The organism is Salmonella sp. 32100201201700099SM, assembly GCF_017572645.1.
Lineage (GTDB): Bacteria > Pseudomonadota > Gammaproteobacteria > Enterobacterales > Enterobacteriaceae > Salmonella > Salmonella enterica.
Genome location: NZ_JAGERQ010000012.1, coordinates 46,949 through 73,486, shown reverse-complemented (window position 1 = coordinate 73,486; position 26,538 = coordinate 46,949). Strand labels below are relative to the sequence as shown.

Annotated in this window: 24 protein-coding genes and 1 pseudogene; 11 read left to right on the top strand and 14 right to left on the bottom strand. The window is 53.4% G+C overall.

Annotation, left to right across the window (positions count from 1 at the left end; all coding sequences use genetic code 11):
* Positions 1 to 2: 2 nt before the first annotated feature.
* Entirely contained in the window at positions 3 to 920 is a 918-nt protein-coding gene (locus J4685_RS18280; RefSeq protein WP_000155876.1) for an ABC transporter substrate-binding protein, read from the bottom strand.
* Between the two features lie 180 nt (positions 921 to 1,100).
* Positions 1,101 to 3,407 carry a beta-glucosidase BglX gene (gene bglX / locus J4685_RS18275; protein WP_000871562.1) on the bottom strand — a complete coding sequence of 769 codons (2,307 nt, stop codon included), beginning with the start codon at positions 3,405 to 3,407 and terminating at the stop codon, positions 1,101 to 1,103.
* Positions 3,408 to 3,673: 266 nt separating this feature from the next.
* Between bglX and dld the strand changes: the two genes are divergently transcribed.
* The gene (gene dld / locus J4685_RS18270) at positions 3,674 to 5,404 is read left to right on the top strand and encodes a D-lactate dehydrogenase (RefSeq protein ID WP_000095239.1); all 1,731 of its coding nucleotides are present in this window, start codon (positions 3,674 to 3,676) and stop codon (positions 5,402 to 5,404) included.
* Positions 5,405 to 5,462: 58 nt separating this feature from the next.
* Here the strand turns inward: dld and pbpG are convergent, their stop codons facing one another.
* Together pbpG and J4685_RS18260 are read right to left on the bottom strand one after the other, a co-directional pair.
* Positions 5,463 to 6,410 carry a D-alanyl-D-alanine endopeptidase gene (gene pbpG / locus J4685_RS18265; RefSeq protein WP_000911545.1) on the bottom strand — a complete coding sequence of 316 codons (948 nt, stop codon included), beginning with the start codon at positions 6,408 to 6,410 and terminating at the stop codon, positions 5,463 to 5,465.
* A 165-nt stretch (positions 6,411 to 6,575) separates the two neighbouring features.
* A complete protein-coding gene (locus tag J4685_RS18260; protein WP_001017052.1) occupies positions 6,576 to 7,163 on the bottom strand; it encodes a Yip1 family protein in 588 nt (195 codons plus the stop codon).
* Positions 7,164 to 7,321: 158 nt separating this feature from the next.
* Between J4685_RS18260 and J4685_RS18255 the strand changes: the two genes are divergently transcribed.
* On the top strand, positions 7,322 to 7,891 hold the full coding sequence (locus J4685_RS18255; RefSeq protein ID WP_001523476.1) for a DedA family protein: 570 nt from the start codon (positions 7,322 to 7,324) through the stop codon (positions 7,889 to 7,891).
* Between the two features lie 48 nt (positions 7,892 to 7,939).
* Here J4685_RS18255 and J4685_RS18250 read toward each other — a convergent pair whose 3' ends face one another.
* Together J4685_RS18250 and mdtQ are read right to left on the bottom strand one after the other, a co-directional pair.
* Positions 7,940 to 8,701 carry an SDR family oxidoreductase gene (locus J4685_RS18250; protein ID WP_000169613.1) on the bottom strand — a complete coding sequence of 254 codons (762 nt, stop codon included), beginning with the start codon at positions 8,699 to 8,701 and terminating at the stop codon, positions 7,940 to 7,942.
* Between the two features lie 65 nt (positions 8,702 to 8,766).
* Entirely contained in the window at positions 8,767 to 10,203 is a 1,437-nt protein-coding gene (mdtQ, locus tag J4685_RS18245; RefSeq protein ID WP_001081450.1) for a multidrug resistance outer membrane protein MdtQ, read from the bottom strand.
* A 318-nt stretch (positions 10,204 to 10,521) separates the two neighbouring features.
* Between mdtQ and yohP the strand changes: the two genes are divergently transcribed.
* Positions 10,522 to 10,605: a small membrane protein YohP gene (gene yohP / locus J4685_RS22790; RefSeq protein WP_000698460.1), complete on the top strand. Its 84-nt coding sequence runs from the start codon at positions 10,522 to 10,524 to the stop codon at positions 10,603 to 10,605.
* A gap of 57 nt (positions 10,606 to 10,662) precedes the next feature.
* Here the strand turns inward: yohP and dusC are convergent, their stop codons facing one another.
* From dusC to J4685_RS18210, 6 genes are all read right to left on the bottom strand, one after another.
* Positions 10,663 to 11,601, bottom strand: coding sequence for a tRNA dihydrouridine(16) synthase DusC (dusC, locus tag J4685_RS18235; RefSeq protein WP_001264835.1), 939 nt, complete (start codon positions 11,599 to 11,601; stop codon positions 10,663 to 10,665).
* Positions 11,602 to 11,709: 108 nt separating this feature from the next.
* On the bottom strand, positions 11,710 to 12,903 hold the full coding sequence (locus J4685_RS18230; RefSeq protein ID WP_000150108.1) for a 3-hydroxybenzoate 6-monooxygenase: 1,194 nt from the start codon (positions 12,901 to 12,903) through the stop codon (positions 11,710 to 11,712).
* A 14-nt stretch (positions 12,904 to 12,917) separates the two neighbouring features.
* The gene (gene maiA / locus J4685_RS18225) at positions 12,918 to 13,562 is read right to left on the bottom strand and encodes a maleylacetoacetate isomerase (protein ID WP_000781195.1); all 645 of its coding nucleotides are present in this window, start codon (positions 13,560 to 13,562) and stop codon (positions 12,918 to 12,920) included.
* An 8-nt stretch (positions 13,563 to 13,570) separates the two neighbouring features.
* Positions 13,571 to 14,272 (bottom strand): fumarylacetoacetate hydrolase family protein, encoded by a 702-nt coding sequence (locus J4685_RS18220; protein ID WP_000170621.1) that lies wholly within the window; start codon positions 14,270 to 14,272, stop codon positions 13,571 to 13,573.
* A gap of 15 nt (positions 14,273 to 14,287) precedes the next feature.
* A complete protein-coding gene (gtdA, locus tag J4685_RS18215) occupies positions 14,288 to 15,325 on the bottom strand; it encodes a gentisate 1,2-dioxygenase (RefSeq protein ID WP_001289860.1) in 1,038 nt (345 codons plus the stop codon).
* A gap of 11 nt (positions 15,326 to 15,336) precedes the next feature.
* Positions 15,337 to 16,695 carry an MFS transporter gene (locus tag J4685_RS18210; protein ID WP_000194224.1) on the bottom strand — a complete coding sequence of 453 codons (1,359 nt, stop codon included), beginning with the start codon at positions 16,693 to 16,695 and terminating at the stop codon, positions 15,337 to 15,339.
* A 125-nt stretch (positions 16,696 to 16,820) separates the two neighbouring features.
* Between J4685_RS18210 and J4685_RS18205 the strand changes: the two genes are divergently transcribed.
* From J4685_RS18205 to preA, 8 genes are all read left to right on the top strand, one after another.
* The gene (locus tag J4685_RS18205; protein ID WP_000024649.1) at positions 16,821 to 17,729 is read left to right on the top strand and encodes a LysR substrate-binding domain-containing protein; all 909 of its coding nucleotides are present in this window, start codon (positions 16,821 to 16,823) and stop codon (positions 17,727 to 17,729) included.
* A gap of 131 nt (positions 17,730 to 17,860) precedes the next feature.
* Complete coding sequence (locus J4685_RS18200; RefSeq protein WP_000045719.1) at positions 17,861 to 18,259, top strand: CidA/LrgA family protein; 399 nt, start codon at positions 17,861 to 17,863, stop codon at positions 18,257 to 18,259.
* The gene (locus J4685_RS18195) at positions 18,256 to 18,951 is read left to right on the top strand and encodes a CidB/LrgB family autolysis modulator (protein WP_000989299.1); all 696 of its coding nucleotides are present in this window, start codon (positions 18,256 to 18,258) and stop codon (positions 18,949 to 18,951) included. Before J4685_RS18200 ends, J4685_RS18195 begins: the two co-directional genes overlap by 4 nt.
* Positions 18,952 to 19,104: 153 nt before the next feature.
* Entirely contained in the window at positions 19,105 to 19,989 is an 885-nt protein-coding gene (gene cdd / locus J4685_RS18190; RefSeq protein ID WP_000553534.1) for a cytidine deaminase, read from the top strand.
* 176 nt (positions 19,990 to 20,165) lie between these two features.
* Positions 20,166 to 20,885 (top strand): outer membrane permeability protein SanA, encoded by a 720-nt coding sequence (gene sanA, locus J4685_RS18185; protein WP_000920081.1) that lies wholly within the window; start codon positions 20,166 to 20,168, stop codon positions 20,883 to 20,885.
* Positions 20,882 to 21,127 carry a DUF2542 family protein gene (locus J4685_RS18180; RefSeq protein WP_000605184.1) on the top strand — a complete coding sequence of 82 codons (246 nt, stop codon included), beginning with the start codon at positions 20,882 to 20,884 and terminating at the stop codon, positions 21,125 to 21,127. The genes sanA and J4685_RS18180 overlap by 4 nt, the downstream gene beginning before the upstream one ends.
* A 204-nt stretch (positions 21,128 to 21,331) precedes the next feature.
* Positions 21,332 to 22,573, top strand: coding sequence for an NAD(P)-dependent oxidoreductase (locus J4685_RS18175; RefSeq protein WP_001136422.1), 1,242 nt, complete (start codon positions 21,332 to 21,334; stop codon positions 22,571 to 22,573).
* Positions 22,567 to 23,802, top strand: coding sequence for an NAD-dependent dihydropyrimidine dehydrogenase subunit PreA (gene preA / locus J4685_RS18170; protein WP_000956100.1), 1,236 nt, complete (start codon positions 22,567 to 22,569; stop codon positions 23,800 to 23,802). Before J4685_RS18175 ends, preA begins: the two co-directional genes overlap by 7 nt.
* Positions 23,803 to 23,876: 74 nt before the next feature.
* Here preA and mglC read toward each other — a convergent pair whose 3' ends face one another.
* Positions 23,877 to 24,887 carry a galactose/methyl galactoside ABC transporter permease MglC gene (gene mglC, locus J4685_RS18165; RefSeq protein WP_001275102.1) on the bottom strand — a complete coding sequence of 337 codons (1,011 nt, stop codon included), beginning with the start codon at positions 24,885 to 24,887 and terminating at the stop codon, positions 23,877 to 23,879.
* A 15-nt stretch (positions 24,888 to 24,902) separates the two neighbouring features.
* Positions 24,903 to 26,423: pseudogene (mglA, locus tag J4685_RS18160) on the bottom strand (galactose/methyl galactoside ABC transporter ATP-binding protein MglA).
* Between the last annotated feature and the right edge of the window lie 115 nt (positions 26,424 to 26,538).

Genomic DNA, 26,538 nt, shown 5'->3' with positions numbered 1-26,538 from the left:
GATTACTTCACCCACCCTTTTTGTCGGAGGTAATCTGCGGCGACTTTTTTCGCATCCAGCCCTTCTACGGCGATTCTGGCGTTCAACTGTTGCAGCGTTTTCTCATCAAGGCTGGCGAAAACGGGCTGCAGCCAGTCGGCTATCTGCGGATAGGCCTGTAACACCGATTCACGCACTACCGGCGCGGGGGCATAGATAGGCTGGACGCCTTTCGGGTCGCTCAGGGTTTGCAGACCCAGCGCGGCGACCGGGCCGTCGGTACCATACGCCATCGCGGCGTTAACGCCGGATGTTTGTTGCGCGGCGGCTTTGATCGTGACAGCCGTATCGCCGCCCGCCAGCGACAAGAGCTGGTTCTGATTCAAGGTAAAATCATAGGCTTTTTCAAATGCCGGCAGCGCATCCGCCCGTTCGATAAATTCCGCAGACGCCGCCAGTTTAAAAGTGCCGCCCTCTTTCAGATAACGGCTGAGATCGGCAAGCGAGGAGAGTTTATTTTTTTCCGCGATGTCCTGGCGTACCGCGATGGTCCAGGTGTTATTTGCCGGCGCAGGCGTCAACCAGACCAGCTTATTCTGCTCCGCATCCAGTTTTTTGACTTTCTCAAAGCCTTGCTTTGCATTCTTCCATGCCGGATCGTTTTCATCTTTAAAAAAGAACGCCCCGTTACCGGTGTATTCCGGATAGATATCCAGCTCTCCGGCGGTAATCGCGCCACGAACGACTGGCGTCGTCCCGAGCTGAATTTTATTGACCGTTTTAACGCCGTGGCTTTCCAGTACCTGCAAAATCATGTTGCCGAGCAGCGCGCCTTCGGTATCAATCTTTGACCCGACCGTCACGGGCGATGCCGCCTGTAGAGGTAAACTCACCGTCGCCAGCAACGCCAGCGAACTTACCCATAGCTTTGAGATCGTCATGATGCTTTCCTCATCCTTTTACGGCCTTTTTCAGAGACTTGAGAAAAAAGCATAGTTGAAAAGTCTGCGTTTAACCTGGGATTTTCCGCCAGTGTAAGTGACGAGGCAGGCAATAAAAGGGTGGACAGGAAAAGCCATTGCCAGACAGGGCGCAGCTATCGCGCCCTGTTGACGGCAGGCTTACAGTAGTTCGAACGATCCTTGTTTAACGCGAGCGGAATCCACGCCGATAAAGACGTTGAACTTGCCGGGTTCCGCGTCATATTTCATCTGCTGATTCCAGAACTTCAACGCCTCGATATCAATCGGGAAACTCACGGTTTTACGTTCGCCGGGCTTGAGGGTGATTTTTTCAAAACCTTTTAATTGCTTCACCGGGCGGCTCATCGACGCCGTGACATCCTGTAAGTACATCTGAATGACCGTTGCCCCTTCGCGTTTACCGGTATTCGTGACCTCTACGCTGGCCGTGACTTTGCCGTCGCGTTGCATTGTCGGTGAGGAGAGCGTGACATCAGACACCGTAAATGTGGTGTAGCTCAGACCGTAACCAAACGGATAGAGCGGGCCATTTGCTTCGTCAAAATAACGTGAGGTGTATTTGTTTGGCTTTTCAGGATTATACGGGCGTCCCGTATTGAGATGGCTGTAATAGACCGGAATTTGTCCCACCGAACGCGGGAAGGAGATCGGCAGTTTGCCTGACGGGTTGTAATCGCCAAACAGCACATCGGCAATGGCGTTGCCGCCTTCCGTCCCGGCAAACCAGGTCTCCAGAATCGCATCGGCCTGTTGATCTTCTTTTACCAGCGCCAGCGGTCTGCCGTTCATTAATACCAGTACCAGCGGCTTACCGGTGGCTTTCAGAGCGGTGATTAAGTCGCGCTGACTCTGTGGAATAGTGATATCGGTACGGCTGGAGGCTTCATGCGCCATCCCCTGCGACTCGCCTACCACTGCGACCACCACATCGGCCTGTTTCGCCGCCTGCACCGCCTCATCAATCATCGCCTGCGGTGAGCGCGGATCGATTTTCACCGCCTCTTCATACAGGTTTAAGAAATCGACGATGCCTTTATCATTAGTGATATTCGCCCCTTTGGCATAGAGGATCTTCGCCCCGTCGCCGACGGCATTTTGAATACCCGCTAGCACCGTCACCGACTGATTCGCGACCCCAGCAGCAGACCAGCTTCCCATTACATCACGTTGACTGTCGGCCAGCGGCCCAACAACGGCAATGGTGCCCGATTTTTTCAGCGGCAACGTTTCCAGCCGGTTTTTCAGCAGTACCACACTTTCCCGCGCCACTTCCCGCGCCTCTTTACGATGCAGGCGGCTTTCGGCATTGGTGTCCACCGGGTCGCTCTCTTTCGGCCCCAGATGGCTATAGGGGTCGTTAAACAATCCCATGTCATATTTTACGTTGAGCACATGGCGCGTCGCGTCGTCCAGTTCCGCCATCGTCACTTTGCCCGACTTAATCAGACCCGGCAGATATTTGCTGTAATACTCATCCGCCATGCTCATATCCACCCCTGCCTTTAGCGCCACGCGCACCGCATCTTCCGGGTCGGCCGCGGTACCGTGTTTAATCAGTTCCTTAATAGCGCCGTGGTCGGAAACGGTAATTCCCTTAAAGCCCCACTCATCGCGCAGGACATCTTTCAATAGCCAGGAATCTGACGTCGCAGGCGTGCCGTTCAGCGAGTTCAGCGAGTTCAGCGCCACCATCACCGCGCCGCTCCCCGCATCCAGCCCCGCTTTGTACGGCGGCATATAGTCATTAAACAGACGCTGGGAACTCATATCCACGGTGTTGTATTCTTTACCGCCTTCAACGGCGCCATAGGCGGCAAAATGTTTCACGCTGGTCATCACCGAATAGCGGTCCGCCGGGCTTTTGCCCTGCATCGCTTTCACCATGGTTTCGCCCATGATGGAGGTTAAATATGTATCTTCGCCAAAGCCTTCGGAGGCGCGTCCCCAACGCGGATCGCGGGAGACATCCACCATCGGCGCCCAGGTCATATTCAGGCCGTCGTCCGCCGCTTCATACGCCGATACGCGTCCTACGGTTCTTACCGCATCCAGATTAAAAGAAGAAGCCAGACCGAGGCTTATCGGGAAGACGGTTCGCTGGCCGTGTACCACGTCATAAGCAAAAAAGAGAGGAATTTTCAGGCGGCTCAACGCCATCACCTGATCCTGCATTTGACGGATATCCTGGCGGGTGACGGTATTGAAAATCGCCCCTACCTGCCCGTCTTTGATCATCTCGCGGCTCGCTTCTTTCGGGTTATCAGGGCCGACGCTAATCAGACGTAACTGACCAATTTTTTCATCGACAGTCATTTTCTTGAGTAAATCGGTGACGAACGCGTCGCGCGCTTCGGGCGTCAGCGGGTGATTGCCAAACAGGTTTTCCGCCAATGCTGGCTGCATCGCCAGACTCACAGCAACACCTACTGAACATAACCATTTCATGTTGAGTCTCTCTTTATCTTTATCCCGACGAGGCGGTAAAAACAGAATAAAAACCGCAGTTTGCCATAAGCCTAAACGCGAGAGGAGAAGAAAGCGAAGGTTATTCTCCTAATTTTCCGCACAGTCGAATACGCAGCCGCCAGCAAATGGTATCAAGGCGGCAAATGAATACCACCAACACAGAAACAATTTGAATGAGAAAGCGTATTGTCATACAAAGCGCTATGCTTAACGCTGATATTTTGTCCCACCACAAGGAGTGGAGAATGTCTTCCATAACAATGACTGATAATAAAACGTTCCTGAATGAGCTGGCCCGCCTGGTAGGCCATTCTCACCTGCTGACAGACCCCGCCAAAACCGCCCGCTATCGCAAGGGTTTCCGTTCCGGTCAGGGCGACGCGCTGGCCGTTGTTTTCCCGGGTTCATTACTGGAACTGTGGCGTGTGCTCAACGCCTGCGTTAACGCTGACAAAATTATTCTGATGCAGGCCGCCAACACCGGTCTGACGGAAGGCTCCACGCCGAACGGCAACGACTACGATCGCGATATTGTGATTATCAGCACCCAGCGGCTGGATAAGCTGCACTTACTGGATAACGGCCAACAGGTTCTGGCCTGGCCCGGTACGACGCTCTATGCGCTGGAAAAAGCGCTTAAACCGCTGGGCCGTGAACCGCACTCGGTGATTGGTTCGTCGTGTATCGGCGCGTCGGTCATCGGCGGCATCTGTAATAACTCCGGCGGCTCGCTGGTGCAGCGCGGCCCGGCCTATACCGAGATGTCGCTCTTTGCCCGTATTGACGAGCAAGGCAAACTGCAACTGGTCAATCATCTGGGTATCGATCTTGGGCATACCCCGGAGCAGATCCTGAGCAAGCTGGATGACGAACGGATTAAAGATGAGGATGTGCGCCACGATGGTCGTCATGCGCACGATCACGACTATGTGACGCGAGTACGAGATATCAACGCCGATACGCCCGCCCGCTATAACGCCGACCCGGACCGTTTGTTTGAATCTTCCGGCTGCGCCGGAAAACTGGCGGTTTTTGCCGTTCGCCTTGATACCTTTGCAGCGGAAAAAAATCAGCAGGTTTTTTATATCGGCACCAATCAGCCCGCGGTACTGACTGAAATCCGTCGGCATATTCTGGTGAACTTCGACAATCTGCCAGTGGCGGGAGAATATATGCATCGCGATATCTACGATATTGCGGAGCAGTACGGTAAAGATACCTTTCTGATGATCGATAAACTCGGCACCGACAAGATGCCATTCTTTTTCACGCTAAAAGGCCGAACCGATGCGATGCTGGAAAAAGTAAAATTTTTCCGTCCGCATTTCACCGACCGCGCGATGCAGAAATTCGGCCATCTGTTTCCCAGCCATATGCCGCAGCGAATGAAAAACTGGCGCGATAAATATGAGCATCATCTGCTGTTAAAAATGGCGGGAGACGGCGTCGCAGAAGCGCAGCGCTGGCTGAATGAATTTTTTAAATCCGCTGAGGGCGGTTTCTTTACCTGTACGCCGGAAGAAGGCAGCAAAGCCTTCCTGCACCGCTTCGCCGCTGCTGGCGCGGCGATTCGTTATCAGGCCGTACACGCTGATGAAGTGGAAGATATCCTGGCGCTGGATATCGCTCTGCGCCGCAACGATACCGACTGGTTCGAGCATCTGCCGCCGGAAATCAACAGCCAACTGGTACATAAACTCTATTACGGTCACTTTATGTGCCACGTTTTTCATCAGGACTATATCGTGAAGAAAGGCGTCGACGTCCATGCGCTGAAAGCGCAAATGCTGGAGCTGTTGCAGGCGCGCGGGGCACAATACCCGGCGGAGCACAACGTTGGACATCTGTATAAAGCGCCGGAAACGCTGACGCGTTTTTATCGGCAAAATGACCCGACCAACAGTATGAACCCCGGTATCGGCAAAACGAGTAAGCGGAAATTCTGGCAGGAAAATACGCCCGACGAAACGCATTAACACCGTGCGGTTTACCGTGAATACCCGGCGGCGCGATGCCTGCCGGGCCTGCGGCGACTTAATCGTTCTGTGCGGTTTGCGCTCCGGCACTGGCGCTGGCTGCCGCCATTTGCGCGGCTTTTTGCTTTTTATAGCTCAGCGCGGCAGCCGGAACGGGCATGACTTTACCGGTTTCAATCCATGTACGCAGGCGACTGGCGTCCGCAAAGTGGGTATATTTGCCGAACGCGTCCATGACCACCAGCGCGACCGGTTTGTTATTGATCACGGTACGCATCACCAGGCAATGCCCCGCCGCATTGGTAAAGCCGGTTTTCGTTAACTGGATATTCCAGTTATCACGGTAGACCAAATGGTTGGTATTGCGAAACGGCAGCGTATACGCCGGATGCGAGAATGTCGCCATATCTTCGCGCGTGGTGCTTAGCTGGCCAATCAGCGGGTATTGCTTCGTGGCAATCAGCAGTTTTGTTAAATCCCGCGCGGTCGAGACGTTATGAATCGACAGCCCCGTCGGCTCAACGAAGCGGGTATGCGTCATGCCCAGCGCTTTCGCCTTCGCATTCATTGCTTTAATAAACGCGTTATAACCGCCAGGATAATAGTGCGCCAGGCTTGCCGCCGCACGGTTTTCGGATGACATCAACGCCAGCAGCAACATATTTTTGCGACTAATTTCGCTGTTCAGGCGTACGCGGGAGTAAACCCCTTTCATTTCCGGCGTCTGGCTGATATCGACCTTCAGTATTTCATCCAGCGGCAATCGCGCGTCGAGCACGACCATCGCCGTCATTAATTTGGTTATCGAGGCAATCGGACGCACCAGATCCGGGTGGTTCGAATAGATCACTTTATTGGTGTTGAGATCAACAATCATTGCGCTACCGGAGGCAATCTCAGGTTGAGACGCCGCGGTTGTCGCTGCCGTTTTCGCCACGGCCTGCGGGGCAAAAGGAACGGCCAACATCAGAGCAAAGCTCAGGAATGAAGCTCGGAATTTCAGCATGATGAGATTTCTGATAATGATTCACGCGCGTCGTAACGCACACCGCCTGAGCTAAGATTATACTCAAGCTAGCAGTGGCATCATAGCGGCACGCCAGCGTTGCCGCTACAGAAGAATCGTCAGCAAATGCTGCATTGCTGGCTTTTGCGCCAGCCCTTTTTCGCATCAGAACAGGCGGTAGCCGTATCCCCACAGGATCACAGTGATCGCCAGTAGCACCTCCAGGACCAGCACGCCGATAGCGAGCGTCGAACTGGAGAAGCTTAATCCTTCCTCTCTATTAATGTTAAGGAAAGTCGGAATACCCAAATACAGCAAATAGCCGGTGTAAAAGAGCGCGACAGCGCCGACCAGTGCGCATAGCCATACCAGGGGATAGAGCGCCACCAGACCACTTAAAAAAAGCGGCGTCGCGACATAGCCGGCAAAAACCATACAGCGCGCAAGCGATGGCCGTTGCGGATAGTTTCGCGCCATCCACCAGATGACGCGTCCCATCACCGCGACGCCCGCCAGCATCACGCCGTAGAACAAAACCGCCAGCGCAAAAGCGGTAAACAGCGAGAGTTGTAACACGTTGCCGTCGCCAAAATTCCAGCCGATTTGCATCGTGCCGATAAAGGCGCAGACGACAGGAATCGCCGCCATCAGCAAAACATGGTGCGTATAGTGATGCGAAACGGTTTCGTTTTCGCTTTTGATCACCTGCATTTCCCGATCGGGATGGGAAAAAAGCCCCCATACATGGTTCATACTGCCCCCTTCTGCTGCCTCAGATGCCAGTATGTTCAAGTATAATTCAGTTTCTGGTTATTTTATGAGCAATAGCAAAATAGTCTCCGGCAAAACGTCGGCTTTGCCGCGCACGCCTCTTGCCAGGGTGTATGCTTAATGCCGGAGGTGGTTTACGCATGGATATCAACACGCTTATTACGCATTATGGCTATGCGGCGCTGGTTATCGGCAGTATGGCCGAAGGTGAAACCGTTACCCTGTTGGGGGGCGTCGCGGCGCATCAGGGATTGCTCAAGTTTCCGCTGGTGGCGGCGGCCGTCGCGCTGGGAGGGATGATGGGCGATCAGCTACTTTATCTGTTAGGACGATGCTATGGCGGGAAGATCCTGCGTCGTTTCCCGCGTTATCATACGAAGATTCGTCGCGCGCAGAAAATGATCCAACGCCATCCGTATCTGTTTGTGATCGGCACGCGTTTTATGTATGGCTTCCGGGTGGTTGGCCCGCTGCTGATTGGCGCCAGCCGCCTGCCGCCTAAAATTTTTCTGCCGCTGAATATTGTAGGCGCGCTGATCTGGGCGCTGCTGTTTACCACGCTGGGATATCTTGGCGGCGAGGTGATCGCGCCATGGCTGCACGACCTCGATCAGCATCTCAGGCACGGGGTCTGGCTGATTCTGGCCATCGTCCTGGTGGTGGGCGTGCGCTGGTGGCTGAAAAGACGCGGCAAAGCGGAGGCCCGTTAAACCCGATGGTATCCGGATGGCATAACGCCGCCATCCGGCACCCGGCGTTTATTTTGCGTTGAATTGCGGATTCACCAGCATAAATCCGCCGTCGACAATCAGCGACTGATCGGTGGTATAGCTTGCTCCTTCCGAACACAGCCAGGCGACGAGGCTGGCTATTTCATGCGTAGAACCCGGTCGGGCAATAGGGATCGAGGGTTCCGATCCCGGCTCAATGTCGCTGTCATCCATATCATTCATCGGCGTGGCGATAGCGCCTGGCGCGACGGCGTTGACCAAAATATGATATTCAATCAGTTCCAGCGCCATGGATTTAGTCAATCCGCCCAGCGCATGTTTCGCCGCGGTATAGGCGCTGGCTTGCGGAAGCGGCGTATGCTCATGGACGGAGGTGATGTTGATAATGCGCCCTCCCTCTCCTTGTTTAATCATATGCCGGGCGGCGATCTGCGCGCAGAGAAACGCGCCATCGACGTCCACGGTAAAAATTTGCCGCCACTGCGTAAACGGCATATCAATAAACGCGGATTTGGTCATCGCCCCGGCATTATTGACCAGCACGTCAACGCGCCCCAGGCGCTGAATAAGATGTTCAATGGCCTGCGCGCCCTCGGGCAACTGGCTCAGGTCAAGATGAATGGTCTCAGCCCGCACACCAAATTGCGCCGCTTTTTTCGCCGTTTCCTGCGCGCCGCGTTCATCGGAATGCCAGGTGATACCAATATCAAAACCGTTTTGTGCTAATAACAACGCACACGCTTTGCCAATTCCCGAATCTGATGCCGTTACAATTGCGACTTTGGTCATATTCCTCTCCGGATGAATCATACACAGCCTAAGTATAGGAACCCTGTCTGAATCATCCGGAAAAATCAGGAATGATAACCGCCGCCCAGCGCGCTGGTAAGCTGAATAGAGGCATCCAGCCACTGGCCCTGCAACAGCAAGCCGTTACACTGCTCGCGCAGTGCCGGGATTTTGGCCTCGCTCACGCGGGAACCCGCAATAATACCGGCATTAAAGCGCGCTTGCGCCAGACCGACCACACGCTGCGAGTCATGCTCAATCTGCTGCTGATGCTGGTTTTTCTGCGCCAGCGTCTCTACCTGACTGGCGGCACGCGCCACATCATTAACCGCATCTACCACCGCTTTGTTGTAATTGGCGATAGAAAGGTTGCTTTGCGCTTTGGCGATATCGAGGTTGGCATTCAGCCTGCCGCTGTCGAAAATCGGCAGCGTCAACCCGCCGGTAATGCCATATTGCTGTGCGGAATGGCGGAACAGATCGCTCAGATGTAACGCATCCTGCTGTAAAAAAGCCATCAGATTGATATCGGGATAAAACGCGGCCTTCGCGGCGTCAATGCTGCTCAACGAGGATTCAATGTACCAGTGCGCGGCCTGTAGATCCGCCCGGCGCGCCAGCAACGAATACCCCAGTTGCGATGGTAACTGGCTTTCAACGGCGGGGAGACTCACCTGACGCAGCTTGAGCGCCGCCGATTGCGTATTGGTTAACGCGCTGAGCCGCGCTTCAATCACCTTCATTTTACCGTTAACGTCATTCAACTGCTGCTGGGTTTTGCTGGCGTCGATATCGGTCTCGACCCCTTCAACAGAAGAAGTAATGCCGTGTTGATACAGCTCCCGGTTTACCGTCACCACGTTTTGCTGCTCATGCTCGATTTGCATCAGCACATTTTTCAGCGCCGCCTGCGTCTGCCACACCCAGTAGAGTCGCGCCACGCCGCTTGCCAGCAATTGTCGGGTCTGCTCCTGCTCCGCTTCGCGCGCTTTGACCGCCCCGATCCGCGCAGTAACTTCAGCGCGGTTTTTCCCCCATAAATCCAGATCCCAGCCCGCCGTCAGGTCGAATGTACCGTTGGTATACCACGGCCCGGTCGTTCCCGCCGCGGGGTCGGTAATCGCGAATGGCCCCATCAGCCCTTCCGCGGACATTCGCTGGCGCTCAATGTCGGCAGAAAAGTCGAGCTGCGGGCCGTCCTGCGCCTCAACCGCTTTCGCCTGCGCTTCCGCCAGTTGAATACGCTGTTCAGCCACCTGCATATCCGGCGAATGCTGTATGGCATTATCAATCAGCGCGTCAAGCTGCGCATCGTGATACGCCTTCCACCACTGGCTATCCGGCCAACCGTTTTTCAATGCCGCCGGCAGGCTGGAATCAACATGAGAAGAGGGCGTCTGCTGGGTCAGCGACTGGCGGGTATCGTGCATAGGGGCGCAGCCCGCCAGCAAAATAAAAAGCGGTAAGCTCGCTGTCGCGGCAAGGAAAGAATTACGATTCATGGAGGTGTTCTGATAAAAAAAGGTGCGCAGAGAGTACGTCTTACGGCGATCTATTTTTTAGTTACGCGTGGCAATACATCATCAGACAACAAAAGACATATTTTGAAATTTATATGATTAGTAAATAATTTCATCTGATACATTTTTTTGATGTAATACTTCAATGTAAAGTCCCACTAACCCGTTAATAAATGAACGATTTTGCTGCAATACGCGCCAGCAGCCTTCATGAGTTAAACGTCGCCGCGCCCAACAAGGCAGCAGATGGCTTAATACTTTCCTATACTTTGTTTGTATTTACCAATAAAGGGACAAAGAATGAAAATTCTTCTATGGGCAATCTTAATTATTTTTCTGATTGGGCTGTTAGTAGTAACGGGCGTGTTTAAGATGATTTTCTGATTCCTGCGCCGGGCAGCGATAGTATCTGCCCGGCACACGTTCTGGACGCTGTAGAGATTAGATTTTAATAGCCTGAATCGCCCGCGCAATCTCGGACGAACGGTTTAACGCCCGAATCGACTGAAAGAGTTCCGTCGCCTCAATATATTCCTTACGTAAATATCCCAACCACTGTTTAATACGCGCGACATGGTATAAACCGGTATCGCCCTGCTTTTCCAGCCGGGTATATTTTTGTAATAACGTCACTACTTCCGGCCACGACATACGCGGCTCGTTATACTTCACCACCCGACTCAGGTTAGGAATATTTAACGCCCCACGGCCAATCATCACCGCATCGCAGCCGCTGATCGCCATACATGCCTGCGCGCTCTGCCAGTCCCAGATTTCGCCATTAGCGATAACCGGAATAGTCAGACGCTGGCGTATTTCGCCGATCGCCTGCCAGTCGATATGCTCGGCGCGGTAGCCCTGCGCTTTGGTACGGCCATGCACCACCAGTTCACTGGCGCCGGCCTGCTGCACCGCATCGGCGATTTCAAATTTTCTATCGCCGCTATCCCAGCCGAGACGCACTTTTACCGTCACCGGCAGATGCGACGGTACCGCGGCCCGCATCGCTTTCGCGCCCTGATAGATGAGTTCGGGATCTTTGAGCAATGTCGCACCGCCGCCGCTGCCGTTCACCACTTTTGACGGACAGCCGCAGTTCAGGTCCACGCCATACGATCCCAACGCCGTCGCCCGCGCGGCGTTTTCCGCCAGCCACTGCGGATGCTGGCCCAGAAGCTGAATACGCACCGGCGTGCCGGACGGCGTGCGGCTGGCGTGATGCAACTCCGGGCAGATGCGATGAAACACTTTTACCGGCAGCAGCTGATCCACCACGCGCACAAATTCGGTGATGCAGAGATCGTAATCATTCACTTCGGTCAGCAGCTCGCGCACTAACGCGTCGAGCACGCCTTCCATCGGCGCCAGTAAAACACGCATATCGGTATCCACAGCAAAAAAAGAGGCGCTATCATAACGCCTCTCTGCGATGAGCAAAACTTTTTGCCGGGTGGCGGCGCAAACGCTACGCTACGTCACGTAAGGCGCTCAACGCGGCTCAAGACAGTTATCTTCTTTCCAGCCGTACAGCCATTCGATACCGCGATAAAACGCCTCCTGCGATTTCCCTTTCCACAGCAGATTACGCACCTGACGCTCCACCCCGGCGGCGTGATAGAGACGCCCCATCTCGCGGGTAGACCAGACGATACGCGCCGTGCGGGGAATACGCACCGACTCATACAGCGCAAATGCCTGCTGCGCGTCGCCGTCGCAGCGTTCCAGCGCTTTGCCCAGCGTGACGGCGTCTTCCAGCGCCATACAGGCGCCCTGGGCCATATATTGCGCCACCGGATGCGCGGCGTCGCCCACCAGAGTGATACGCTCGGTTCCCCATTTCGCGACCGGCTCGCGATCGGCGGTCGACCAGCGGCGCCAGGAGGTCGGCTTATCCAGCATCTGGCGCGGGCGGGGATGAATACCGGCAAAATAAGAGAGCACCTCTTCTTTACTGCCGTCTTTCACGCCCCACTCTTCTTGCTGGCGGCTGTGGAATGTCACCACCAGATTGTACTGTTGGCCTCCGCGCAGCGGATAATGGACCAGGTGACAATGCGGGCCTGCCCACAGCACCGGCGCATTAATACGTAAATCGTCCGGCATATCGTCGCAATCAATCACCGCCCGATAGACTACATGCCCCGTTACGCGCGGCGCGTCGCCGAGTAAACTTTGCCGCACGACCGATTTAACGCCGTCGCAGCCCACGAGAATATCCGCCGTCCAGCTATTTCCCTGCTCATCAAACACCGTAACGTCATCCGGCGTCTGGCGGATATCGACAATATGGGTCGAGGTACGATACTCCACGCCAGGGTGCGTCAGCACCGCTCCCCATACCGTTGCATGAATATCTACCCGGTGAATTACCGCATACGGCCCGCCAAAATGGTCGCGGAACGCCTGTCCGGTTTCAATGCATACCACTTCTTCGGCATTCACGGCATCCATCATGGTAATGTGATCGGTAAACACCGCACGCTGGCGGGCAACATCGCCCACACCGAGACTATCCAGCGCCGAAAAAGCGTTCGGCCCAAGCTGAATACCCGCGCCAATCTCGCCAATTTCGTGCGCTTTTTCCAACAGCATGACTTTTATTCCCTGGCGCGCCAGCGACAGCGCGGTCGCCGCGCCGCCGATTCCGCCACCTACAATAATTGCGCTTGTCACGTGAGTCATGGTCATTCTCCTTTTCAGGCCGGGATTTTATCTTGTTGATTTTCCGGCGCGGCGGCAATAAACGCCGGTAGCTGTACGCAGGCGTCATAAACGGCTTTACAGCGCGGATAGCCTGATAAATCGCAGCCCATCCTGAGCGCATTCGCCCACTGCGGAATCAGGCAGCAGTCCGCAAGGCCTGGCGCGTCGCCCACGCAGAATCGTCCGGACTGACTTTTACGCAATAGCTGCTCTACCGCGCTTAACCCTTGCTGTATCCAGTGGGCGTACCAGCGTTTTTTATCCTCTTCGCTAACCTTCAGCTCATCGGTCAGGTAGCGCAACACGCGCATGTTATTGATTGGGTGTATATCGCAGGCGATAGCGTAGACAATTTCCAGCGCCTGGCTGCGCGCCGGGTCGCTCGTCGGCAGCAGCGGCGTTTGCGGAAAATGTCGGTCCAGCCAGTCGACGATGGCCAGCGATTGCCCCAACGATTCGCCGTCATCAGTGACCAGCGTCGGCACCAGGCCTACCGGATTCATCCGTCGGTAGGCCAGCTCATTCTGCTGGCCGATACGAATATTGACGCCCACCGTCTGGTAATCAATCCCCTTTAACGCCAGCGCAATACGTACACGATAAGACGCCGAACTATTAAAGAAACTGTACAGCTTCATCGTTCACCTCAGACAATTTTCACAGCAATCGGCGTCAGACCTTCTACGTTCCCGGTGATGACATCCCCTTTCACCACGGCGCCCACCCCCTCTGGCGTACCGGTGAAAATCAAATCGCCTGGCTGCAATTCAAAAAAGCCGGACAAATAGCTGATGGTTTCATTCACCGACCAAATCAGATGACGAATATCGCTGCGCTGATGGTCTTCGCCGTTAACCTGTAGCCAAATAGGGGCGTTATCCACATTATGCGTTTCAGCAGCTTTGTGTAATGGCGCAATGGGCGCGGAGAGATCGAACGCTTTGCCAATTTCCCACGGGCGTCCCATCTGACGCATTTCCATCTGACGATCGCGACGCGTCATGTCCAGACCGGTGGCGTATCCCCAGACATATTCATGGGCTTTTTCCAGCGGAATATCGCTCCCCTTTTTACCAATCGCCACCACCAGCTCAATTTCATAATGGTAGTTATCGGTCTGCGCCGGATACGGCAGTTCCAGGGTATCCCCCGCCGCTACCGGGACGACAGCGTCCGCTGGTTTACAAAAGAAGAACGGCGGTTCGCGATCGGGATCAAAACCCATTTCACGGGCATGGGCGGCATAGTTGCGACCCACGCAGTAAACGCGACGTACCGGAAACTGCTCATCACTGCCCGCCACGGGTACTGTCACCGGGGCCTGCGGCTGGAATACATATTTGGTCATGTTCTCTCTCCCTAATTAATAACGTGCTTCGCGGAACAGCCCCAGGGCTTCCTGAACCGGCTTGTCCGAAAAGCTGAATAATACCGTGTCTTCGCTGCTGCGAAACGACACCTCATGCCAGGTCGGCGCCACAAAAATGTCTTTTGCGGAAAAATGAAAAGTTTCGTTGCCGATAGTGACCTGCCCAGCCCCTTCAACGACGTGGTAGATAGTGCTGTCGGTGCTCCGCGCCACACGCGAGGCAAAGCCTTTTGGCAGCAATTGCAGGAACGCGCCCATCGACGGCATCGGATAACCGCCGGTGACGGGATTAACGTAACGCAGCTTGTAACCTTCCCACTCATCCGGATCGCCCATACGGGTCAGATCGTGCAGCGCCTCGCGACTGCGGTCGTAACGGTAGTTGAAAATCGGCGACGAGTTCCCGCGCTGGTGGCGCAGCGGCAGCATATTCGCTGCATAGCGCGGCAGATAATCGCCCTCTTTTCGCGTCACCGGCTGCTGATCTTCGGGATAGTCTTCCACAAAACCACAGCCCAGGAGATTGACTAACGGCAGATCCAGACCATCCAGCCATACCACCGGCTCTGATCCCGGATTACCATGATCGTGCCAGCGCCACTGCGGCGTCAGGATAAAATCGCCGGTATGCATTGGCGTGCGCTCGCCGTCCACCGCGGTAAATGCGCCTTTACCTTCGACGATAAAACGCAGCGCCGACTGGTTATGGCGATGACTCGGCGCGACTTCGCCGGGCAGGATCAGCTGTAAACCAGCGTATAAGGTCGCCGTGATCGACGACTGACCGCGCAATGCCGGATTTTCCAGCACCAGCACCCGGCGGATCGCCTCTTTCGCGCCAATGACATTGCCGCTTTCCATCAGTAGCGGACGAATTTCCTGATAATTCCAGTAGGCCGGCGCGCAGTTGGCGTTTGGCGTCTGCGGTACCAGGTGATGTAACGATTCCCACAGCGGCGTCAGATTCTGCCCGGAAATATGCTGGTAATACTGCTGACGGCTATCTTTTACGTTCTGATTTATTTCAGACATGGAGATTCTCCTTATTCGTTTACGACGCTGGCACGCGGCAGGTCGTCAGGTACAGAAATCGAAAGGCGGACAACCACCGTCAGCAGGGTAAGCATTACCGCGCTGATAGCCGCCGGAATAGCAATGACAAAAAACAACGTATCGAAAGAGAAATTGAGGGTCATCATCATGCCGCCGGAGAGCGAACCGACAATCGCCCCGCAGCGTCCAATGGCGTTCGACCAGCTCACGCCCGTCGCCCGGCTTTGGGTGGGGTACAGCGTCGCCGTCAGAGCATTAAGCCCTACCTGGGAACCGCTAATACCGATGCCGGTACCAAAAATCGCCAGCGCCATCAGCCAAAGGCCGTTTTCGCTCAGGCCTATCATGACAATGCAAACCGCGCCCAGCGCATAGCTCACCGCCAGTACCCGGAACGGGTTAAGCCGGTCCATCAACACACCGAGTAACAGCGCGCCAAGCGTGCCGCCAACCTGGAATGCGGCAGTCACCCACGACGCCTGTTGCAGATCAATACCGCGATGGTTAAGTAACGTCGGCATCCAGCTGGAAAGCAGATAGATAATGAGCAGGCTCATAAAGAACACCACCCATAACATCAGGGTAATGACAAGCTGTCGCCCGGCAAAAAGCTGGCGAATACTGCCTTTGGCGACGGCTGCCACCTCATGCAGAAAGAATTGCGTATCGTGATAGCGCTCGCCGGTAATGGCGCTGACCGTCCGGGCGACAACGGCTTGCGGTAGTTGGCGACGTACCTGCCAGCGGGGAGATTCCGGCAGCGCGAACAGCAGGCCGAAAAACAGCATCAAAGGCAAGATGCCGCCTAGCGCCAGAATTCCGTGCCAGCCAATCAGCGGCACCAGTTGCGCGCTCACAATCCCGCCCATCGCCGACCCCAGGGTAAAACCGCAGAACATCAGCGTGACCAGCGCTCCGCGTCGACGAGCGGGAAGGTATTCCGACGTCATGGTGATGGTATTCGGCATCGCTCCGCCCAGTCCCAGACCGGTTAAGAAGCGCAGCAACACCAGGGTTTCTATATCCGGCGAGAAAGCGGAAAGCAGGCTCAATGCGCCGAATAGCGCCACGCAAAGCTCAATGACCCGCTTGCGGCCAAAGCGATCCGCCAGCGGCCCGCATAGCAGCGCGCCGGCCGTAAGCCCCAGCAGCCCTGCGCCAAACAGCGGCGCAAGTTCGCTGGCGCTTAGCTGCCAGTGGGTACGAATATCCGGGGCGATGAAGCCAATCGCGGCGGTGTCGAAACCATCGAGCATAACCACCAGAAAACAGCAGATGATAACGCGCCACTGCATTTTGCCGACGGGCGCGGCATCAATAAGGGCTTGTAGATCACGTCGTTGAGTCATAGCTAATGCCTCAGTGCAGGGAGATAGATGTTGTTTTTATGTTTGCTATGTTACGAGTTTGTAGAGTGAGCGATAAAATGTACAATGGCTTTTCAGGCAGAGACATAACCTGGAGGTTATAGCGAATGGCGAACTGGGCGCAGAAATTGAAATTACATCACCTGCAAACGCTGGTTGCGCTGGGCGAACAGGGCAACCTGACGCACGTCGCCCGGATGATGAATATCTCCCAGCCGGCGCTATCGAAGTGGCTATCTCAACTCGAAGATGAGATAGGCATCACGCTTTTTGAGCGCCACAGTAAAGGGCTACGGCCCTCGGAAGGCGGTAAATTACTGATCCAGCACGCCCAGCGCCTAATTAACGATCTGGAGCGTTCACAGTATGAAATCGCCCGTTTCAAGCAGGGCGGCCTGGTTGGCAGCCTGAAGATCGGCTGTTCGCCCGTGGCGACTGACTGCGTATCACAGGCGATTCTGAGCCTGCTTAACGAAATGCCGACGCTGCATCTGAATATTGAAGAGAAGGTAATGACGCCGCTGCTGCACGATTTGCTTGCCGGTCAGGTGGATGTGGTGGTAGGGCGTGTCGGCGGCCGCGCCCTGCAACTGCCGCTTAATTATCAGGTACTTTATACCGAGCCGGTCTGCTTTGTGGCGCGTCCGCACCATCCGCTGGCCGCGCGAGCGCAGATCGCCTGGAGCGATCTGGCGCACTGGCGGTGGATAGTCTGGCCAACCGGCACCCCTATTCGCATCAGTATTGATAACGCCCTCGTCGATAATGGCGTCATGCTCCCGGAAAACACCATTGAATCGGCGTCAATGAACGTCAGCACCAATTTGCTGCAAAGCAGCGATATGATCTCTATTCTTTCTTTACGGCTGGCGCAACGCTATGCCAGCCAGGGGCAACTGGCGATTTTAAACTTGCCAAGAATTGAGCAAAAAGGCAGCGTAGGGATGTTCTGGCGTAAGAATGAGACGCCGTCTTTGGCCCTGAGTCGCTTTTTGTATTTTTTAGCCCAGGTTTAACGCCGCCGACCAGGGGCATTGCCCGATGTTCCTGCTGTCTATACCCACTATGCTAAGAATTCATGATGTGATCGGTAGCACGTTTTAACGTTTAATTGTATGATGAATCCATCTCATCAAGGGCTTTAAACATGAGTAAGTCACTGAATATTATCTGGCAATATATACGCGCTTTTGTATTGATTTATGCCTGTTTGTACGCAGGCATTTTTCTTGCATCACTGCTTCCTATCACTATTCCCGGCAGCATTATCGGGATGTTAATTCTGTTTGTATTGCTGGCGCTGCAAATTCTGCCGGCAAAGTGGGTTAACCCCGGCTGTTATGTGCTGATTCGTTATATGGCGTTGCTGTTTGTGCCGATTGGCGTTGGGGTCATGCAATATTTTGACTTACTGCGCGCGCAATTCGGCCCGGTGGTGGTCTCTTGCGCTATCAGTACGCTGGTCGTTTTTGTGGTCGTAAGCTGGAGTTCACATCTGATACACGGTGAGCGTAAAGTGGTTGGGCAGAAGGGAACGAAAAAATGATGACATATATCTGGTGGTCGTTACCGCTGACGCTGGCGGTATTTTTCGCCGCCCGCCGACTGGCGGCGCATTTTAAAATGCCGTTGCTGAATCCGCTGCTGGTGGCAATGGTAGTCATTATTCCTTTTCTGTTGCTGACCGGTATTCCCTACGAGCACTACTTCAAAGGCAGCGAAGTACTTAACGATCTGCTGCAACCGGCGGTAGTGGCACTGGCCTATCCCCTTTATGAACAATTGCACCAGATTCGCGCGCGTTGGAAATCCATTATTAGCATCTGTTTTGTCGGCAGTCTGGTAGCGATGATTACCGGGACATCCGTTGCCTTGCTGATGGGCGCAACGCCTGAAATCGCGGCATCGGTACTGCCTAAATCCGTGACTACGCCTATCGCGATGGCGGTGGGCGGCAGCATCGGCGGCATCCCCGCGATCAGCGCGGTATGCGTAATTTTTGTCGGTATTCTGGGCGCGGTGTTTGGCCACACGCTGTTAAACGCGATGCACATCCGTACTAAAGCCGCACGCGGGCTGGCAATGGGGACCACCTCACATGCGCTCGGTACTGCGCGCTGCGCCGAGCTGGATTACCAGGAAGGCGCGTTTAGCTCCCTGGCGCTGGTGATCTGCGGCATTATTACCTCGCTGGTAGCGCCCTTTTTGTTTCCGCTCATTCTGGCGGTAATGCGCTAACGACGGGACAAAAGACCGGGTTAAAATTTGCGATACGTCGCGCATTTTTCATTTAAGTTTCACAAGTTGCATAAGCAATGAGATTTAGATCACATATTAAGACATAGCAGGCCCGTAAACTACGGTTCCATTACATTGTTATGAGGCAACGCCATGCATCCACGTTTTCAAACTGCTTTTGCCCAGCTTGCGGATAATTTGCAATCAGCGCTGGCCCCTATCCTGGCGGACCACCATTTTCCCGCCATGCTGACCGCAGAGCAGGTCTCGACGCTTAAAAATACGGCGAGACTGGACGAAGACGCGCTGGCTTTCGCACTGTTACCTCTGGCGGCGGCCTGCGCCCGTACCGATTTGTCCCATTTTAACGTCGGCGCGATTGCGCGCGGCGTTAGCGGCAACTGGTATTTCGGCGCGAATATGGAGTTCCTGGGCGCCACCATGCAACAAACTGTGCATGCTGAACAAAGCGCGATTAGCCACGCCTGGCTACGCGGCGAAAAAGGGCTCGCCGCCGTCACCGTTAACTACACCCCTTGCGGCCACTGTCGCCAGTTTATGAACGAGCTGAACAGCGGTCTGGATCTGCGCATTCATCTGCCGGGCCGCGCGCCGCATACGTTACGCGATTATCTGCCTGACGCTTTCGGGCCAAAAGATCTGGAGATCAAAACGCTGCTGATGGACGAGCAGGATCATGGCTTTACGTTAACGGGCGATACGCTAACGCAAGCGGCGATTACGGCAGCCAATAAGAGCCATATGCCTTATAGCCACTCGCCGAGCGGCGTGGCGCTGGAATGTAAAGATGGCCGTATTTTCACCGGCAGCTATGCGGAAAACGCCGCCTTTAACCCTACGCTTCCCCCGCTGCAAGGCGCGCTAAACCTGCTGAGTCTCAATGGTTATGACTATGCGGATATTCAGCGCGCGATTCTGGCGGAAAAAGGCGATGCAGCATTAATTCAATGGGATGCCACCGCCGCAACGCTGAAAGCGTTAGGTTGCCATAATATTGACCGCGTGCTTCTCGGCTAAGCAAATGTGCCGGATAGCGGCGCACTGGCGTCTTATCCGGCCTGACTCTCCTCTCCCGCGACTCGATACAAGGGAAATCATGCTGAAAATCTCCGCAATCAGACGGCGGTTTCTTGCGCTACGTCTTCGGGTACAGTAGCCTGATCGTACTTTCATCCTGGTATCGAGTTTCCTGCATGTTAAAGCGCGTGTTTTACAGCCTGTTGGTCCTGGTAGGCTTGCTGCTGTTGACGGTGCTTGGCCTCGATCGGTGGATGAGCTGGAAAACAGCGCCCTATATCTATGACGAGCTACAGGATCTCCCCTACCGCCAGGTTGGCGTCGTGTTAGGGACAGCCAAATACTATCGCAAGGGTGTCATTAATCAGTACTATCGTTATCGTATCCAGGGCGCGTTAAACGCTTACAATAGCGGTAAAGTCAATTACCTGCTGCTCAGCGGCGACAATGCCCTGCAAAGCTATAACGAACCGATGACCATGCGCAAAGACCTTATCGCGGCGGGCGTCGATCCTGCGGACATTGTGCTTGATTACGCTGGCTTCCGTACGCTTGACTCCATTGTGCGTACCCGCAAAGTGTTTGATACCAACGACTTTATTATCATCACTCAGCGCTTCCACTGCGAACGCGCCTTGTTTATTGCGTTGCATATGGGCATTCAGGCGCAGTGTTACGCGGTACCTTCGCCCAAAAATATGCTGACAGTGCGCCTGCGCGAATTTGGCGCCCGCTTTAGCGCGCTGGCGGATCTCTATATTTTTAAACGCGAACCGCGTTTTTTAGGCCCGCTGGTACCTATTCCCACGCAGCATCAGGTGCCGAATGACGCCCAGGGATATCCGGCCGTTACGCCGGAACAATTGCTTGAACTGGAAAAGAAAAAAGGGAAATGATCATGGATGTACAGACGATATTTGTCATATTAGCCTTTCTGCTACTCCCGCTTTTTTGCTTCTGTGAGGCCTGGAAAGGCTGGCGAACCGGCGCGGTAGATAAAGTTGTCAAAAATGCGCGAAAACCGGTTTATGTCTATCGCCATGCCGATCCCGTACAATATTGGTCTTATCTTTTTCTTTATACCGGTTGCGGTTTTTTATTTACTGGAATGATTATTTATCTTCTTTTTTATCGTTAATCTATTTATTATCCCTTTAAAATTGAGAATAGTTATTATTATGATATAAGGAACAAATGCTGTTTTGCATTCTGGTTTCATTTTTTTGTGAATTCTTTCACAGAATACCCTTCTTTCAATGCTTAGGCTGGCGGTAGATTTTGGATCATTAAAACGCGTTATTTGCGTTTCGCCTTAATTTATTCAAGCATTAAGGAAGATTATATGCCGCAGCAAAATTATCTGGATGAACTCACGCCTGGTTTTACGCCATTACTGGCAATAAAAGAGGCTTCACGTTGTTTATTATGTCACGATGCGCCCTGTAGTCAGGATTGCCCGGCGCAAACCGATCCGGGGAAATTTATTCGTTCTATTTACTTTCGCAATTTTAAAGGCGCAGCGGAAACTATCCGGGAAAATAATGCGCTTGGAGCCGTCTGCGCCAGAGTCTGTCCGACGGAAAAATTATGCCAGCGCGGATGTACACGTTCCGGAATAGATAAACCTATTGATATTGCACGCCTGCAACGTTTTATTACCGATTTTGAACAGCAGACTGCCATGCAGATTTATCAGCCCGGGAGTAAAACACGCGGGAAAGTCGCGATTATTGGCGCGGGTCCGGCAGGTTTGCAGGCAAGCGTGACGCTCACGCATTTAGGCTATGACGTCACCATTTACGAAAAACAGCCGCAGCCCGGCGGATGGCTGCGTCACGGCATCCCGGCATTTCGTCTGCCACAAAGCGTACTCGATCAGGAAATTGCCCGCATTGTAGAAATGGGCGTCAATATTAAATGTAATTGTGAGGTGGGCGGGTCGCTATCGCTTGCGCAACTCAAAGCCGAATATCGCGCCGTGCTGATGACCGTCGGGATGTCCTGTGGCTCTGATTTACCGTTATTTGAGCAAGCCAGTCACGTAGAGATTGCCGTTGATTTTTTACAGCGCGCCCGTCAGGCCGACGGCGATATTAGCGTTCCGCGTAGCGCATTAATTATTGGCGGCGGCGACGTAGCGATGGATGTCGCCAGTACGTTAAAAATTCTCGGCTGTCCTTCCGTCACCTGCGTGGCGCGGGAAGAATTAGCCCAATTCCCCGCCAGCGAAAAAGAATTTACCAGCACGCAGGCATTAGGCGTATCGATTATTGATGGCTTTACGCCTGTCGCCGTCAGCGGAAATAAAGTGACCTTCCACCATGTACGCCACTCAGGAGAACTGACGCTGGAAGCGGAAAATATTATTTTGGCCGTGGGGCAGCACGCGCGACTGGATAACTTTGCGGAGATAAAAGCGCAGCATAATATTATCGACACGCACAATTATCAAACCGACGACCCGGCGATCTTTGCCGCTGGCGATATTGTTAAAGGTGATAAGACCGTCGTTTATGCGGTAAAAACCGGAAAAGAAGCCGCTCAGGCTATTCATCATTATTTAGAGGAGGCCTGCTCATGTTAACAAAAGATTTGTCTGTTACCTTTTGCGGCGTTAAGTTTCCCAATCCGTTTTGCCTTTCTTCTTCTCCGGTAGGCAATTGTTATGAGATGTGCGCCAAAGCCTATGATACCGGCTGGGGCGGGATCGTTTTTAAAACCATTGGTTTTTTTATTGCCAACGAAGTCTCTCCACGTTTTGACCACCTGACGAAAGAAGATACCGGTTTTATTGGTTTCAAAAACATGGAGCAAATTGCTGAGCATCCGCTGGAAGAGAATCTGGCCGCCATTCGACGGCTAAAACAGGATTATCCGGATAAGGTGCTGATTGCTTCCATCATGGGGGAAAATGAACAGCAGTGGCAGGAACTGGCGCGTCTGGTTGAAGAAGCCGGCGCGGATATGATTGAGTGTAACTTCTCTTGCCCGCAGATGACCTCGCACGCCATGGGAAGCGATGTAGGGCAAAGCCCGGAACTGGTTGAAAAATACTGCCGCGCCGTAAAACGCGGTTCATCTTTGCCAATGCTGGCGAAAATGACGCCGAATATTGGCGATATGTGCGAAGTCGCGCTGGCCGCTAAACGCGGTGGAGCCGACGGTATCGCCACCATCAACACCGTGAAATCCATTACTAACATCGACCTGAACCGCAAAATCGGGATGCCGGTGGTTAACGGTAAATCCAGCATCTCCGGTTATTCAAGAAAAGCGGTGAAACCCATTGCGCTGCGTTTTATCCAGCAGTTGCGAATGCACCCTGAACTGCGCGATTTCCCGATTAGCGGTATCGGCGGCATTGAAACCTGGGAAGACGCTGCCGAATTTCTGCTGCTGGGCGCGGCGACCCTACAGGTGACGACAGGCATTATGCAATACGGTTACCGCATTGTAGAAGATATGGCGAGCGGCCTCAGCCACTATCTGGCCGATCAGGGATTTGCCTCATTACAGGAGATGATCGGGCTGGCGAATGGCAATATTATCCCGGCGGAAGATCTGGATCGCAGCTATATCGTCTATCCGCGGATTAATCAGGAGAAATGCGTCGGCTGCGGACGTTGCTATATCTCCTGCTATGACGGCGGCCATCAGGCGATGGAGTGGGATGAACACAGCCGCACGCCGCATTGCAATACGGAAAAATGCGTCGGTTGTCTGCTGTGCGGTCATGTCTGCCCGGTCGCCTGTATTGATTTAGGCGAGGTCAAATTTAAAAAAGGCGAAAAAGAGCACGCGTTAACGCTGTAGCTCGCGGTATGAAGCCCGGCGCGCAGTTTCGCTGCGCCGGGTTATCTGATAAGCAAAGTAATAGGTCTGGATAACTACTTCTTACGCGCGTATTTCAGCGAGTCCAGCGCCACGGCGAAAATGATAATGCCGCCTTTGATAATGTACTGCCAGTACGGGTTTACCCCGATATAGGTCAGGCCATAGTTGATGACGGTAAAGATAATGACGCCGGTCACCACGCCGAAGACCGTCCCCACTCCGCCGCTAAACGATACGCCCCCGACAACGCACGCGGCAATCGCATCCAGTTCATACATAAAGCCGAGGTTGTTGGTGGCAGAACCAATACGCCCTGCTTCCAGTAAGCTGCCGAAGGCATAAAACACGCCGGAGAGCGCATAAATCATCAGCAGGTTCAGCGCCACGTTTACGCCAGAAACTTTCGCCGCCTCCGGGTTGCCGCCAATAGCAAAAATGTTTTTACCAAAACGGGTCTTATTCCACAGCACCCAGACAAACGCTACCGCAATCAGAGCGTAAAAGGTGATGTATGAGAGCCGGAAACTGCCCATCGCCACAAAGCCCTGTGCAAAGGTGGAAAAGCCGCTGTCAAAGCCGGAAATGGGCGAAGCGCCGACAAAATCATAGTAAAGGGAGTTGATCCCATAAACGATAATCATCGTGCCAAGCGTGGTAATAAACGGCGTCACGTTCAGGTAAGCAATGATGATGCCGTTCACCAGGCCAATCACCGCGCCAATCGCGCAGACAATCAGGATGACCAGCGCAATCGGCATGGTCGCCATTTCCGGAAACACTTTATTGGCGTTTTCCATTGATTGCAGTAATGTTGCCGCCACGACCGCCGCCAGCCCTACCTGACGCCCCGCCGACAGGTCTGTCCCCTGGGTGACGATGAGTCCCGCCACGCCCAGCGCGATAATAATACGTACCGAAGATTGCGTCAGAATATTACTTAAATTCAGCAAACTTAAAAAAGTCGGGTCCTGGAAAATAATAATCGCCAGCAACACTAAAAGAACGACGTAAATTCCGCCCTCTTTCAGCCAGGTCAAAAAGCTTTTCTTGTTTAACGCACTCATAAGGAGCTCCTGATCTTAAAGGTGCAAAGAAGCAAGACGCAAAATTTCGTTTTGCGTTGTTGTTTTAGTATCGACAATGCCGGAAACGAGACCGTTACTCATCACCAGGATACGATCGGTAATCCCTAACAGCTCCGGCATTTCAGAAGAGATAATGATGATCCCCTTGCCTTTTTTCGCCAGTTCCGCAATAAGCTGATAAATTTCAAATTTTGCGCCGATATCAATACCGCGGGTCGGTTCGTCCAGCATTAATATTTCCGGCTGCGTTAATAGCCAACGTCCAATGATCACCTTTTGCTGATTGCCGCCGGAAAGTGAGTCAATTTGCGTGCGATGCCCCGGCGTTTTTACCCGCATGGAATCAATGACCCATTGGGTGTCGCTTTTCATACGGGAATTATCCAGTAAGCCCACTTTATTTTTATAATTACGGATATTCGAAATTAATGAGTTAAATCCGATATCCAGATAGGCGTAAATTCCGGTGGAACGACGCTCTTCCGTCACCAACGCAAAACCGTGGTTAATCGCTTCGTTCGCAGTGTGATTATTAATTTTCTTGCCATGTAAAGTGATTGTCCCGGACGACTTCTCACGAATGCCAAACAGCGTTTCGACGATATCGGTACGCTTTGCCCCAACCAGACCGGCAATGCCCAGAATTTCGCCCTTGTGCAAATCAAAGGAGACATCGCGAATGGAAGGCTGGCGCAGCGAGGTCAGGTGACGTACCTCCAGAATCACGTCGCCCGGCTTATTTTCTTTATCCGGGAAGCGCTGGTTCAGGGAACGCCCGACCATCATCGCAATGATCTTATCCATATCCAGCCCTTCCAGCGGCTGGGTGGCAATCCACTGACCGTCGCGCAAGATAGTAATTTCATCGCACAATTGAAAAATTTCTTCTATTTTATGCGAGATATAAACAATACCGCAGCCGCGTTCTTTCAGCTTGCGAATAATGGTGAACAGATGATTAACCTCTTTCTCAGTTAACGATGAGGTCGGTTCATCCATAATAACGATCTTAGCATTATAGGAAAACGCCTTCGCAATTTCGATCATCTGCATTTACGAAACGGATAACGTTCCTACGCGCGCGCGCGGGTCAATATCGATATCCAGCTCATCAAATATCGCTTTGGTATCCTGGTACATTTTATCCTGGTCGACAAACATACCTTTGGTGGGATAACGTCCCAACCACATGTTATCCATGACCGAACGTTGTAATACCAGATTTAACTCCTGGTGTACCATCGAAATCCCATTCTCCAGCGCTTCTTTCGCCGAATGGAAGTCCACTTCTTTTCCCTGAAATACAATGCTGCCGGAGTCTTTTTGATAAATACCGAAAAGACATTTTAATAATGTTGATTTGCCTGCGCCGTTTTCACCCATTAATGCATGAATAGAGTGCGGACGAACGTTTAAGTTGACATTATCAAGCGCTTTCACGCCGGGAAATGATTTGTTAATGCCACGCATTTCCAACAAATATTCACCCGACGACGGAGAGATCGTGCTGCCCATAATGATACCCTGTCGGCCTTTTTAATTATGACTATCCGCGCCGGATGGCAAAAGAAATACGTTATCCGGTCTGCGGCGCGTCACCCTTCCACGGTTTCAGGGCGCAACAAAATTG

Coding starts and splice junctions, on each gene's coding strand:
- J4685_RS18280 (WP_000155876.1), bottom strand. CDS start 920: ATGACGATCTCAAAGCTATGGGTAAGTTCGCTGGCGTTGCTGGCGACG.
- bglX (WP_000871562.1), bottom strand. CDS start 3,407: ATGAAATGGTTATGTTCAGTAGGTGTTGCTGTGAGTCTGGCGATGCAG.
- dld (WP_000095239.1), top strand. CDS start 3,674: ATGTCTTCCATAACAATGACTGATAATAAAACGTTCCTGAATGAGCTG.
- pbpG (WP_000911545.1), bottom strand. CDS start 6,410: ATGCTGAAATTCCGAGCTTCATTCCTGAGCTTTGCTCTGATGTTGGCC.
- J4685_RS18260 (WP_001017052.1), bottom strand. CDS start 7,163: ATGAACCATGTATGGGGGCTTTTTTCCCATCCCGATCGGGAAATGCAG.
- J4685_RS18255 (WP_001523476.1), top strand. CDS start 7,322: ATGGATATCAACACGCTTATTACGCATTATGGCTATGCGGCGCTGGTT.
- J4685_RS18250 (WP_000169613.1), bottom strand. CDS start 8,701: ATGACCAAAGTCGCAATTGTAACGGCATCAGATTCGGGAATTGGCAAA.
- mdtQ (WP_001081450.1), bottom strand. CDS start 10,203: ATGAATCGTAATTCTTTCCTTGCCGCGACAGCGAGCTTACCGCTTTTT.
- yohP (WP_000698460.1), top strand. CDS start 10,522: ATGAAAATTCTTCTATGGGCAATCTTAATTATTTTTCTGATTGGGCTG.
- dusC (WP_001264835.1), bottom strand. CDS start 11,601: ATGCGTGTTTTACTGGCGCCGATGGAAGGCGTGCTCGACGCGTTAGTG.
- J4685_RS18230 (WP_000150108.1), bottom strand. CDS start 12,903: ATGACTCACGTGACAAGCGCAATTATTGTAGGTGGCGGAATCGGCGGC.
- maiA (WP_000781195.1), bottom strand. CDS start 13,562: ATGAAGCTGTACAGTTTCTTTAATAGTTCGGCGTCTTATCGTGTACGT.
- J4685_RS18220 (WP_000170621.1), bottom strand. CDS start 14,272: ATGACCAAATATGTATTCCAGCCGCAGGCCCCGGTGACAGTACCCGTG.
- gtdA (WP_001289860.1), bottom strand. CDS start 15,325: ATGTCTGAAATAAATCAGAACGTAAAAGATAGCCGTCAGCAGTATTAC.
- J4685_RS18210 (WP_000194224.1), bottom strand. CDS start 16,695: ATGACTCAACGACGTGATCTACAAGCCCTTATTGATGCCGCGCCCGTC.
- J4685_RS18205 (WP_000024649.1), top strand. CDS start 16,821: ATGGCGAACTGGGCGCAGAAATTGAAATTACATCACCTGCAAACGCTG.
- J4685_RS18200 (WP_000045719.1), top strand. CDS start 17,861: ATGAGTAAGTCACTGAATATTATCTGGCAATATATACGCGCTTTTGTA.
- J4685_RS18195 (WP_000989299.1), top strand. CDS start 18,256: ATGATGACATATATCTGGTGGTCGTTACCGCTGACGCTGGCGGTATTT.
- cdd (WP_000553534.1), top strand. CDS start 19,105: ATGCATCCACGTTTTCAAACTGCTTTTGCCCAGCTTGCGGATAATTTG.
- sanA (WP_000920081.1), top strand. CDS start 20,166: ATGTTAAAGCGCGTGTTTTACAGCCTGTTGGTCCTGGTAGGCTTGCTG.
- J4685_RS18180 (WP_000605184.1), top strand. CDS start 20,882: ATGATCATGGATGTACAGACGATATTTGTCATATTAGCCTTTCTGCTA.
- J4685_RS18175 (WP_001136422.1), top strand. CDS start 21,332: ATGCCGCAGCAAAATTATCTGGATGAACTCACGCCTGGTTTTACGCCA.
- preA (WP_000956100.1), top strand. CDS start 22,567: ATGTTAACAAAAGATTTGTCTGTTACCTTTTGCGGCGTTAAGTTTCCC.
- mglC (WP_001275102.1), bottom strand. CDS start 24,887: ATGAGTGCGTTAAACAAGAAAAGCTTTTTGACCTGGCTGAAAGAGGGC.